10 protein-coding genes are annotated in these 11,470 nt (G+C 43.0%); 1 reads left to right on the forward strand and 9 read right to left on the reverse strand.

Annotated elements, in window-relative coordinates; translation table 11 throughout:
- Nucleotides 1-39 precede the first annotated feature (39 nt).
- From AAEY97_RS02810 to fliH, 4 genes are all read right to left on the reverse strand, one after another.
- Nucleotides 40-1,587 carry a flagellar hook-length control protein FliK gene (locus tag AAEY97_RS02810; RefSeq protein ID WP_350996387.1) on the reverse strand — a complete coding sequence of 516 codons (1,548 nt, stop codon included), beginning with the start codon at nucleotides 1,585-1,587 and terminating at the stop codon, nucleotides 40-42.
- Between the two features lie 302 nt (nucleotides 1,588-1,889).
- Nucleotides 1,890-2,336, reverse strand: coding sequence for a flagellar export protein FliJ (fliJ, locus tag AAEY97_RS02815; RefSeq protein ID WP_124730245.1), 447 nt, complete (start codon nucleotides 2,334-2,336; stop codon nucleotides 1,890-1,892).
- Between the two features lie 5 nt (nucleotides 2,337-2,341).
- Complete coding sequence (gene fliI, locus AAEY97_RS02820; RefSeq protein WP_124730244.1) at nucleotides 2,342-3,682, reverse strand: flagellar protein export ATPase FliI; 1,341 nt, start codon at nucleotides 3,680-3,682, stop codon at nucleotides 2,342-2,344.
- Entirely contained in the window at nucleotides 3,663-4,877 is a 1,215-nt protein-coding gene (gene fliH, locus AAEY97_RS02825) for a flagellar assembly protein FliH (RefSeq protein ID WP_350996389.1), read from the reverse strand. Before fliH ends, fliI begins: the two co-directional genes overlap by 20 nt.
- 42 nt (nucleotides 4,878-4,919) lie before the next feature.
- On the opposite strand from fliH, the gene AAEY97_RS02830 reads away from it, so the two are divergent.
- Nucleotides 4,920-5,096: a hypothetical protein gene (locus AAEY97_RS02830; protein ID WP_350996392.1), complete on the forward strand. Its 177-nt coding sequence runs from the start codon at nucleotides 4,920-4,922 to the stop codon at nucleotides 5,094-5,096.
- 113 nt (nucleotides 5,097-5,209) lie between these two features.
- Here AAEY97_RS02830 and fliG read toward each other — a convergent pair whose 3' ends face one another.
- The 5 genes from fliG to AAEY97_RS02855 form a co-directional block, all read right to left on the reverse strand.
- Nucleotides 5,210-6,256, reverse strand: coding sequence for a flagellar motor switch protein FliG (fliG, locus tag AAEY97_RS02835; RefSeq protein WP_124730242.1), 1,047 nt, complete (start codon nucleotides 6,254-6,256; stop codon nucleotides 5,210-5,212).
- Nucleotides 6,249-7,928 carry a flagellar basal-body MS-ring/collar protein FliF gene (fliF, locus tag AAEY97_RS02840; RefSeq protein ID WP_164839200.1) on the reverse strand — a complete coding sequence of 560 codons (1,680 nt, stop codon included), beginning with the start codon at nucleotides 7,926-7,928 and terminating at the stop codon, nucleotides 6,249-6,251. Before fliF ends, fliG begins: the two co-directional genes overlap by 8 nt.
- Nucleotides 7,929-7,999: 71 nt before the next feature.
- Nucleotides 8,000-8,341, reverse strand: a complete 342-nt coding sequence (gene fliE, locus AAEY97_RS02845) for a flagellar hook-basal body complex protein FliE (protein ID WP_124730240.1) — start codon at nucleotides 8,339-8,341, stop codon at nucleotides 8,000-8,002.
- Between the two features lie 306 nt (nucleotides 8,342-8,647).
- Nucleotides 8,648-9,997, reverse strand: coding sequence for a sigma-54-dependent transcriptional regulator (locus AAEY97_RS02850; RefSeq protein WP_350996396.1), 1,350 nt, complete (start codon nucleotides 9,995-9,997; stop codon nucleotides 8,648-8,650).
- Entirely contained in the window at nucleotides 9,990-11,207 is a 1,218-nt protein-coding gene (locus AAEY97_RS02855) for a sensor histidine kinase (protein WP_350996399.1), read from the reverse strand. The genes AAEY97_RS02850 and AAEY97_RS02855 overlap by 8 nt, the downstream gene beginning before the upstream one ends.
- Nucleotides 11,208-11,470 lie beyond the last annotated feature (263 nt).

Consider the following 11,470-nt stretch of genomic DNA (forward strand, 5'->3'; position numbering starts at 1 on the left):
TATTCTTCAAAAGTCACATTATTGCTATAGGTTACCTGCTTAAGCATAATAATCTATAGCTGAATGTAAACTCCTTGATGGATTTGTCATCAAGCTAACCTCTTGTGCTGAAATTTCGTCCAGCTGGCCATCTCCTGCAGCTTGATGTCCTGATTGTTCTTGCTGTTGTTCACTACCGCCACCACCTTGAGACACATGACTATCGGTCAGTTGTAACCCTTCTTGAGCAAGCATATCGCGTAATCGTGGCATGGCCTGTTCTACAATATCGCGGGTCTGCGAATGAGCAACATGAAACTGCACCTGAGTTTGATCGCCTTGGATTTGAATCTTAACCGTTAAATGACCGAGCTCTGGCGGATCAAGACGAATTTCAGCTTGTTGGATACCATTACTTACCATGGTTATTAACTGTTGTTTCATTACCGGAGAAAAACGCTGGATCATCTCTTGCATTTGAGCGCCTGGCTCTCCTTGTGGTCTTAGCGATAACTGGAATTGCGGCACGTCACTTTTGTGTATAGGAGTAAAGCTACTCTGATTTTGTAACACCTTGGTGTCAGTGTCGCTCATATCGGTCACAGTATCTAATCCAAAATTAGCCGGATTGACATTAGCTGAAGCATCTCCAGAGGCGCGTTTTGTCGCTAAGGTATCGAGTACCACAGAAAAATCAGCTTTTGCCAATACTTTGGTAGTATCGGTCTCTGATTGGATATTGCCATCAATACCCGTGCTATTACCTAAAATAGTCTTGGGATCGACAGTCATCCCTTGGGCAGAACCCACTGAAGCCGCAGAGCTAAAAGAGCGATCTACATCAGAATTAGCAGCTGCAGCATTAATATTGACGGTATTAAGATTGGCTGTACTAATATTAACTGCATTAAGATTGGCTGTATTAAGATTTGCAGTATTGGCTTGGCTTTGAATGGCCGCACTGGTAACAACTGAACCATCAATTTGGCGTTGTTCTGTACTGTTAAGTTTGCCTTCTGCAGATTCATCACTGTTAGCGACAGCAGCGGTTTGTAGAGTAAAGTCACTGAGTAACTCACTTAACGCTTGCTTATCTAGTGCTTGTAAATCTTTTACTGATAAATCAGCAAAAGCCATTAAATTGTCGAGTTCTTCAGAACTCAGCTGGGATAAAGCCTCTTTGACCGTCACAAAGTCTGCAGGCAACTCAATAACATCATTATCAACAATGCTGCGGTTTGTGGGGTCTGTTGAAAAAGTTTCGTCAACATAAACCTCAGATTGATCGATATGCGGCAATTCATTTCCGCCAGAGGAATGACGTTTATTGATAGCATCTGCCATATTCAGCTGAGCAAAAATCATTTCAGCATCAGCATTTTCGTCGCTAGATAGCTCAAGAGCATTGCTTGCCTCTATGTTTTCTGCTTCCGCATCTAACAATACAGGCACATTACTCGCGCGGTTCGTTGTAGCCAGTTCGGCTTCACTAGCTTGATTAAAAGCAGATAAGAACGATGTATTGTCAACATCTTGCATGTTCCCTTTTACACCTACATCAGCAGGTTTACCGCTATTGCCAAGTAAGATATTGCTCATCTGCTGCATAATCTGCTCCACTCAATCAAACAAGGTTAGGTAATTTATCGTCTAAAAAACAACTCTGCAATCTAACGCTATGGGTTATATGTAGGTCTATTTCACTACATACATAACATCATCTTAAAAAGCTCATAATGAAGGTTTCACTGTCGCTTAGCTGACGATTTATATTTCAATGAATAATATTAAGCAATTTAAATGCCAACACGTATTGGTTGGATCCTCTTTAGATGACAACAATCAAAGGGATTAGCCAATAAGTGTGTGTGATACGATATTAGTGTTAAAGGACATTACCACTTGAAGGACTATTTGAGTTTCCGACGAATATATTGTTGCATCGCAAACTCATCTGACATTTTTTGCTCACGTTTGGCTTCTATTACCCTTGCTTTGGTGGCTTTTTGGGCTAACAACATTTCAACAGCTTTGCGTTTTTGCTGTTTTTCTTGCCAATGAACTTGACGATAACCCACTTGTTTTTCGGCATCTTTAACCGCACCAACTTGCTGAATAATAGCGCTATCCACTTGGCGGATAAACTGATGAAATTGATGATATTGGTTAGCGCGTAATGTCGTCCCAGTATGCCCTTCCATCTGTTTCATATAATCTAAGCGATAGTTGTTTAGAGCATCGAGTTGACCTTGACGCTTTTGTCTTTCAAATTGCGCAGATTTAAGCTGTAATGCCGCTTGATCTTCAGCCGCCGTGGCTAACTTCAATACCGTTAATAAGGGGTCAGTTCGATTCATTTAGGTTATCCCTGACATTGTGCGGCTATTTGAGTCAACATCACTCGACTTTCTTCAAAACTCACAGGCTCTTTAAATCCCTGGCGTAAAAAAGCATTCATTGCCGGTTGTAAACGTATTGCATTATCAATTCGAGGATCGCTGCCTTGGGCATATGCACCAATAGAAATAAGGTCTCGGTTTTGTTGATACAAAGAATACATTTGTTTAACTTTACGCATCGCTTCTAGATGTTCAACACTGATCACCATAGGTGCGACACGGCTAATAGATGCTTCCACATCAATAGCAGGATAATGGCCAGAATCGGCAAGCTGACGAGATAATACAATGTGGCCATCTAAAATGGCTCGCGACGCATCGGCAATCGGGTCTTGTTGATCATCGCCTTCTGTTAGTACGGTATAAAAAGCAGTAATAGACCCCTGGCCAGCACCGCCATTACCGGCTCGTTCGACCAAACGTGGTAACTTAGCAAATACCGATGGCGGATAGCCTTTAGTCGCCGGAGGCTCTCCAACGGCAAGAGCCACTTCTCGTTGTGCTTGGGCATAACGTGTCAAACTGTCCATTAACAATAAAACATCGTAACCTAAATCACGAAAATACTCAGCGATACGAGTGGACGTTTCACAGGCTCGTAAACGCATTAACGGCGACGTATCTGCCGGCGCAGCCACCACAACTGAACGCGCGCGACCTTCTTTACCCAAAATTTCTTCAATAAACTCTTTAACTTCACGACCACGTTCACCCACTAAACCCACCACAATAATGTCGGCTTTAGAGCCTCGTGTCATCATGCCAAGCAGCACACTTTTACCCACACCAGAACCGGCAAACAAGCCCATTCGCTGACCTTTGCCTACTGTTAACATAGAGTTTATTGCGCGCACGCCAACATCCAGCGGTTCAGTAATCGCTCGTCGTGATAATGGATTAATGTAAGGACCATGCCGAGCAGCATGTTGATCGGTATTAAGTGGACCTAAACCATCTAATGGCACGCCACTACCGTCTAATACACGGCCTAATAATGACAAGCCGACATTTAAACCCGATTGTTCACCTAACGGTTTAACACGTGCGCCGGGTAATACGCCTCTAAGCTCTTCAATAGGCATTAAATACAGTAATGAATCATCAAACCCCACAACCTCGGCAACCAACTCACCAACCATGGTTTCAATAGAGCATAAACTGCCAACAGGAGCACGACAGCCTGTTGCCTCAAGCGTTAAACCAACAACCCTAACTAACTGGCCGCTGGCAACAGGTCGCAGCGGCAGCACGTGTTTATGATGCACCGCAAATTTATTGAGGAGCTTATGTTGACGAGTGCTCATCACTGCTTCCTTGAGATAAGTCTTTCGTCTGTTGTTTAATATCATCAGCAGTATCAGCTACCGCGGTATTAACTTGTGAGCTTGTATTAACAGATGCATCAGTATCAGCCGCATTGGCAACATCTGGGTTCGCGCTAATATCTGCGACCTGAGGGGCAACATCTGCTGAGAGAGACTCGCTATTGCTAGTACTATTGCTCGTACTATCAATGGTATCTGTACTGTTGCTATTGTCTTTATTATCGATAGTGTCGATATTGTCGATATTGTCTTTATTATCGATCGCGTCTTTATTGTCGATAGTGTCGATACCGTCAGTCGCTTGATTAACGTTTTGAAAATCATTTAAATTATCGACTGATGTGGTTTGATATTGTGAATCTGTGGTTTTTTGCTGTTGTACCGTTTTGGCTAACTGATTTGACTGAGCGTCCAGTTCACTAAATACCTGGTTAATACGTTGTTCGACACGTAAATCAACAGAGGAACGCACACTTTCAATCATACAGTCACCATTTGATAACGTTGGATCAATATCAATTTTCCACTGATTTTTTTGCAACTGTTCAGTACTGTAAAATTGATTAACAAGTTCTGCATCGTCTGGACTAAAACGTAATTTAACCCGTTGTTCTTTGAGTGGTAACGCGTCAACACCCTGGCGTAACGCTGATAATATATGCTCAGGGTGAGTCTTTAATTCATGACCAATTACCGACTTTGCTAAGCTTATTGTCATGGCTAACAGTTCAGCTTCAATTTCGTTATCTAATATTGATAATGGCAGTTCAAATTGGGAAATAATTTGATTAAGTTGTTCAATAAGCTCATTGGCCTTAATTTGGCCCGCTTCTAAACCTTGTTGTTCACCTTGCGAAAAACCTTGCTGATGGCCTTGCTCTAGCCCTTCTAAGCGCCCTTGCTCTAATCCTTGTTGATGGCCTTCTTGTTGACCTTGCTCAAAACCTTCTTGCTCTGCCGCTGCACGGATATCTTCTATTTGCGCCATAGTTGGTGGCGCCATAGATTTTTCGGCCCCAGTAACGGGATCAGGAATATGAGCTTCAGAAAATTTACCAAATAAATTTGAAGGTTCTAAACTGTTATCTTTTGTAATATCAGGTAATTGCCAATGACTAAATTCATGCTCATTATCGGCATTGAGTCCATCTTTAGGTGATTTTGATTCTGGCATAATTGATCACTTGTATAGTAGAAAACATTGGCGCAAAGCAAAATGATAATCGTCGAACATGGGATTAATCGTACTGGTATTAACCGTATTAACAATAACCGTATTAACAATAACCGTACTGGCGTCAACCATATTAGTAATAATCGTACTGGTATTAACCGTACTAACAATAACCGTACTGGCATCAACCATATTAGTAATAACCGTCAATATCATTAGGCGAGCGTTATCCCTATAAAAATGCCCAATAGAGATAACTCGTTAACATCGCCAGTACAAAGAGTCTCTATACATAAACGGCCAACCACAACGCCTTAATAAAAGTGATGATGTTATAAGAACTCGTCGCCACCACCGCCGCCTAGCATAATTTCGCCACTATCACTGAGTCGACGGGCAATAGACAGAATTTCTTTTTGTGCCACTTCTACTTCACTAATACGAATTGGCCCCATGGCCTCTAAGTCGTCGCGCAGTAATTCTGCTGCACGTTTAGACATATTGCCTAAAATTTTCTCTTTCAATCCTTCATCAGCACCTTTGAGCGCTTTCATCAGCACATCTTGCTGAACTTCGCGCAACAAGGCCTGAATACCACGATCATCCACGTCAATTAAGTTCTCAAACACAAACATCATATCTTGTATTTGTTGCGCCATTTCTTCGTCAGACTCACGCATGGTTTCCATTATCTGACTCTCAATACCTGTATCGAGATAGTTCATAATATTGGCTGCCGCTTTTAGGCCGCCCATTTTAGCTGCCTGCGCACCACCTTGACCCGCAAATTGTTTTTCCATAATGTCGTTTAATTCTTGCAATGCCGCCGGCTGAACCTCTTCAAGATTAGCAATACGCATCATTAAATCTAGGCGAGTATTTTCAGGGAACTGACTAAAAATTTCAGCCGCTTGATCTGGTTCTAAATACGACAATACAATGGTTTGAATTTGCGGATGTTCATTTTGAATAATGGTAGCAACTTGGCGTGCGTCCATCCATTTTAATGAATCAAGGCCTTTAGCACCGCTGCCCATAATAATCTGTTCAATCAGGTTACCAGCTTTGTCTTCACCCAATGCCGCGGTTAACGCTTTACGGACGAACTCTTCACTGTTAAAACCAATAGATGAAAACTTTTGAATATCGTCTAAAAATAATTTATGAACACCAATGACTTTTTCTTGACCAAAGTCATCCATCGCCGCCATTGCCATACCCACTTTTTGCACCTGCTTAGGTTCTAAGTGTTTTAAAATTGACGCAGCATCGGCTTCACTCAAGCTAAGCAGTAAAATGGCCGTTTTCTCAACACCAGTTACTAGATCTGGGTCAAATGCTGTTGATTTTTCTACTTTATCTTTTTTTTCATTAGCCATTGTCTTGTAACCAGTTTTTAACTACTTGAGTGGAAAGTTCAGGCTCGTTAGCCACTAACGCTCTAATGGCTTTAATCATATCATCATCTTTATGTAAATTAGGTATATGAATTGATCCATCATCAGCATAACTGTATTCCGCTTCTTTGGTATTTAGCATACCTAAGGTATCTGCAGCATACTGATCTTCAATTTCGGCTAACTCATGTCCAGGGCGAACATCATCTGGCATGTTAACCCCGTTAGGGTTAGTTAGCTTTTTAAGCATCGGTCTAACAACCGCTAATATAAGCACTAAAATAACAATTGCACCTAAAGCCAGTTTAATTGCACGCCAAAACCATGGTTGCTCCCACATATCGGGCTCTGGTAACGCTTCAATAAGCTGATCCATAAAAGGAACCGTAACCACTTCAAGCGCATCACCACGTTGAGTGCTAAAACCTACTGCGCCTTCTAATAAACGACGAATATTAGTTAACTCTTGCTCAGTTCGTGCCACGCGAGTTACCTGGCCATTTTCGTCTACTTGCCCTGGTTTAAAGTTAATCGCTACTGACACACTCACACGACGTACTACGCCAATTTGCTGACGAGTATGGCTTATCGTAGTGTCTAATTCATAATTACGCGTAGCTTCTTTTGAAGAATCACCAGATGCGGCTGAGGCAGTTGCTTCCCCCGCCACTTGCGGAATGTCAGACTCCATCGGCGGTTGATTGCTTAACGCACCAGGAATACCGCCAGAACTTTGACCAGATGAGTTACGTTCTATAATCATCTCACTGCGAATAGCCGGTAAATCAGGAGAGAAACGCTTTGCCGTTTGCTCCACTGCAGTAAAGTTCATATTCACATCAACTTGCGAGGTAAAATTTTCAGGCCCTAAAATTGGCATCAAGATTGATTCGATTTTCTTACGATATTCAGCTTCTTGTTGCTGTACGATCTCTTGCTCACGACGGGCTCGAGCCGAGGTGCCATCTTGGCTACCAGAATTAAGTAAACGCCCATTTGAATCGGTTACTGTCACGCGAGAAGGCACCAATCCCTGCACCGCTGAACCAACGATATCAACAATGGCATCAATCTCTTCTTGGCCTAGCCCGCCACGACGCACACTCACCACAACGGTCGCACTTGGCTTAGAGGCATTACGGGCAAAAACATTTTCTTTTGGTAATGCTAAAATGACTTTTGCACGACTAATACTTTTCAACTCTTCGATAGCTCGAGCGAGATTTTGTTCTTGGCTTTGTTTTAAGCGCGCTTGCTCCATACGTTGGCTAACACCAAAACCACTGTCTTGGTTTAAATAATCATTGGCCTGAGTGCTACTTTGAATACCCGCACGGCTAAGCAGTAACTTTACTTCTTGATATTTATCTTCAGGTACTTTGACCACATCAACGTTGATTTGATAATCAATCTGATTTTTATCCAGCACATCGAGTACCTGGATCATCTCTGCGGTTTCCATCTTTCCTAGTGGACGATAATCAGGCTCTTGCGCCCACATCATCACAAAAACAGCCATAGCAAGGCATATTGCTAATGCCAGAATCATGATCACTTGACGCATCATATCTGCACCACCAACGCCACCAAGAAGTCCAGATTTGTTCTCTTGTTGGACACCGCCATCGGCTGTTGAATCCGAACCTACCATAATGTCTGTGCTCACAATGCGTACCTGCTATATCTGATGTGGTTATGTTATTTAGTGCTTAATGCTTTTGGCAACTAAACAGGCATACTCATAATTTCTTTATAAGCGTCGACCAATTTATTACGCACCTGCACTGTTGCTTCAAAGGCAACGCCGGCTTTCTCACGCGCAATAACGGTATCAGACAGGGTCACCGTGGTGTCGCCCATGTCTAAACGAGTGGCTAAGCTTGATGATGATTGTTGCAGTTCATTGACGCTACCTACAGCCTGAGACAATAGCTGACTGAAATCAGCACCAGTGGTGTTATTCACTTGCTGGGTAAGGTTAGGTCGAATAGATGAACCAATAGAAGGGGCTATCTCGCCGCGAAGCGATTGCATTTCTTGCATTAATGGATTTGCGCTAATCTGCATGGTGTAACTCCCTTTCGTCGACTTTTTGACGACAACAATAACTGATAAGGAGTTAAAGCAATTTAGGTGCCAGTATTACCATTGGCCGGATATTAGTAAGTAATGAGTAAGTAATGAGTAAGTGATGAGTAAGTGATGAGTAAGTGATGAGTAAGTGAAAGGCCAGAATAATCCAGGTGAAAAGTAACCTTTTCAGTAAGTGAGCAGGTTACTTTTTACCTATTTACGGGGGTTGGCAATAAAAAACAGGCTTAATTAGAGTATAAAATCTAAGGTTAACTAATTACCTTGTGGTAATTAGTTATGCTAAGCCGGAAGTTGAATGCCCATATCTCGCATTTTAGCCATTTTATAACGTAATGTCCGGGCACTGATCCCCAATTTTTCAGCAACCAATTTGCGACTACCCTGACATTGATTAAGGGTTTCTAAAATAATCACATGCTCCTGGGCTTTTAATTCGTCACCCAAGCCTTCGACTTCGGCCGGTTTATCAACCTCAAAGTGATCTGTTGGCAATAAGTTCACATCAGCAGAATCGATAATAATATCATTAACGCCAATATCGTCGTTTACCCGTAAAATCAATGCACGCTGAATCACGTTATCAAGTTCCCGCACATTACCCGGCCAGCGATAAGTCAATAATCGTCGAGTGGCGGCATCATCCAATTTAGGTACCCACGTCATATTCAATGCTTTGGCATGCTTAACTAATAAATGGCGCGCTAACGGTAAAATATCTGCTGGGCGTTGGTTCAGCGCTGGCCACGTTAACGGAAATACGTTAATACGATAATATAAATCTTCTCTAAACTCCCCCGCCGTTGCCATGGCTTTTAAATCGCGATTTGAGGTAGCTAGTACGCGTACATCCAGTTTAATGGTTTTACGCCCACCTAAACGCTCAACTTCACGCTCTTGTAATACCCGCAATAACTTAGCTTGTAAACCAAGTTCCATCTCAGATATTTCATCCAGTAATATTGTGCCGCCTTGGGCTTGTTCAAATTTACCAGGGCAGGCTTGATAAGCGCCAGTAAATGCGCCTTTTTCGTAACCAAATAAGGTCGCTTCTAGCATGTTTTCTGGTATCGCCGCGCAGTTAATTGCAATAAACGGCTGGTCATGGCGTTGGCTATGTTGGTGAATATAGCGCGCCAATACCTCTTTACCTGAGCCACTTGGGCCCATAATCATTACTGAGGCTTCAGACACCGCAACGCGCTGCGCCAGCGCCAACAAGGCTAAACTTTTTTCATCGGCAACCACAGGTTTATCGTGGTTTAGCTTTAAGGGTAAATAACGTGACACTTGATTTAATAACACTTCTGGTGCAAAAGGCTTAGCAAGGTAATCCACCGCGCCTAACTTCATCGCACTCACCGCACTGTTAATAGTGGCATAAGCGGTCATTAGCAATATCGGCAATTTAGGTTGGTGTTGTTGTAAATAGCTTAGCAAGCCCATACCACCAATGCCGTCCATCTGCACATCGCTAATCACCATATCAAATTGGTTGGCTTTCAAGGCTAAAATGGCTTCTTCAGCACTACCCACATCAACACAGTCGTAATGGGCAAGCATTAGGGTATCAAGCAATGCCTCACGTAAATCGGCATCATCTTCAACTAATAGAATATTTGCTTCAGCCACGCTTCACCTCCTGATCACTTGCTTTGTTCATGTGTGGAAAGCTCAACCTAATATGGCAACCCATTCCAGGCTTACACGACAATTGAATTTGTCCGCCATGGTTACGCACTACCGACTGCACCACCGCTAAGCCCAAACCGGTACCCTGGCTTTTAGTGGTAAAAAACGGTTCAAGTATTTGTTGTTGCATCGACGGCTCCAACCCTTTGCCATTGTCGATAACATCAAGCATCAATCCATCAGGGGTTTCACTGGCACTGACTTTTATTTTTGTGGCGCCCGCTTCAAGGCTATTCATTACCAAATTATTTACCGCAGAACTGAGAGCATTGGCGTTAGCAAGCATCAACGAATGTGAAGTGTCTTCAACAACCAACTGGCAGTGTTTTTTATCTGCAATCGGTTCGCAACTGGCCATTACTTGGCTAATAATCTCATCCATAGAAACCGATTCAGCCATCCCGTCTTGACGTCCTCTTGCCATTAGCAACATGTCATTAACTTGACGCTCAAGCTCATTAAGCCTGTCAACCAATTTAGATTGGAACTTAGACCGCGCTGAGTCAGATAATTTGGGGCTCGCAAGATTCGAGGCATATAACAAAGCCGCAGATAACGGAGTACGCACTTGATGGGCCAATGTCGCCACCATTTTGCCTAACGCCGATAAACGCTGTAAATGAGACTGGTTTTTTTGCAATAAACGGGTTTCGGTAAGATCGGTTAACACAATCAACTGTCCAGGTTCTGGTGCTAATGGTGTAATAGCCAACTTTACTCGTCGACCATTTTTAAGTGACACTTCATGGCCATCATCATCTTGTGGCGCAAATGCACGATGGATAATATCAAACCAACGCGAACCTTGCAGCGGTCGACCAAGTAATTCGGTGGCAACCGGGTTGGCGAGTGTCACTACGCCGTCACCATCTAGGATAACTACGCCAGATGGCATAGCTTGAAGAATATGCGCCATTTGATTAGACATATTGGCGGCCTTACTAGAATAAGAACTGATAACCGCAGTGGTTACGTTAATGGCTGAGTTAGTAGTTGAGCTAGTAGCTGAGTTCACATTACGCTGCTGAACTGAATTCGCCGCAACAGCTGGCGATTTCGCCTCTATATCAGTTGTAGTGATAGACGAAGCTGACGCAGATAACTCATAATCTGAATGATCGGTATGTGTTAACGCTCGTGTTAAATACATGGTCGCTCCGTCAAAATAATAACATTTGATTAGCTGAATGCATTTACTGTGCCAAGCGAAAATCTAGGTACTAGGTGCTAGGTTCTGTGTTCTAAAATCTAAGCAACACCTGGATCCCCGATTAAAGCATTCGAGGATGACGTGCGGGTGGTGCAACATCTAGGTTCTGGGGTACTGGGATTCTGGGTTCTAAAATCTAAGCAACACCTGGATCCCCGATTAAAGCATTCGAGGATGACGTGCGGGTGGTGCAACATCTAGGT

Source organism: Shewanella sp. TB7-MNA-CIBAN-0143 (assembly GCF_040310065.1).
Taxonomy (GTDB): domain Bacteria; phylum Pseudomonadota; class Gammaproteobacteria; order Enterobacterales; family Shewanellaceae; genus Shewanella.

Coding starts and splice junctions, on each gene's coding strand:
- AAEY97_RS02810 (WP_350996387.1), bottom strand. CDS start 1,587: ATGCAGCAGATGAGCAATATCTTACTTGGCAATAGCGGTAAACCTGCT.
- fliJ (WP_124730245.1), bottom strand. CDS start 2,336: ATGAATCGAACTGACCCCTTATTAACGGTATTGAAGTTAGCCACGGCG.
- fliI (WP_124730244.1), bottom strand. CDS start 3,682: ATGAGCACTCGTCAACATAAGCTCCTCAATAAATTTGCGGTGCATCAT.
- fliH (WP_350996389.1), bottom strand. CDS start 4,877: ATGCCAGAATCAAAATCACCTAAAGATGGACTCAATGCCGATAATGAG.
- AAEY97_RS02830 (WP_350996392.1), top strand. CDS start 4,920: ATGATAATCGTCGAACATGGGATTAATCGTACTGGTATTAACCGTATT.
- fliG (WP_124730242.1), bottom strand. CDS start 6,256: ATGGCTAATGAAAAAAAAGATAAAGTAGAAAAATCAACAGCATTTGAC.
- fliE (WP_124730240.1), bottom strand. CDS start 8,341: ATGCAGATTAGCGCAAATCCATTAATGCAAGAAATGCAATCGCTTCGC.
- AAEY97_RS02855 (WP_350996399.1), bottom strand. CDS start 11,207: ATGTATTTAACACGAGCGTTAACACATACCGATCATTCAGATTATGAG.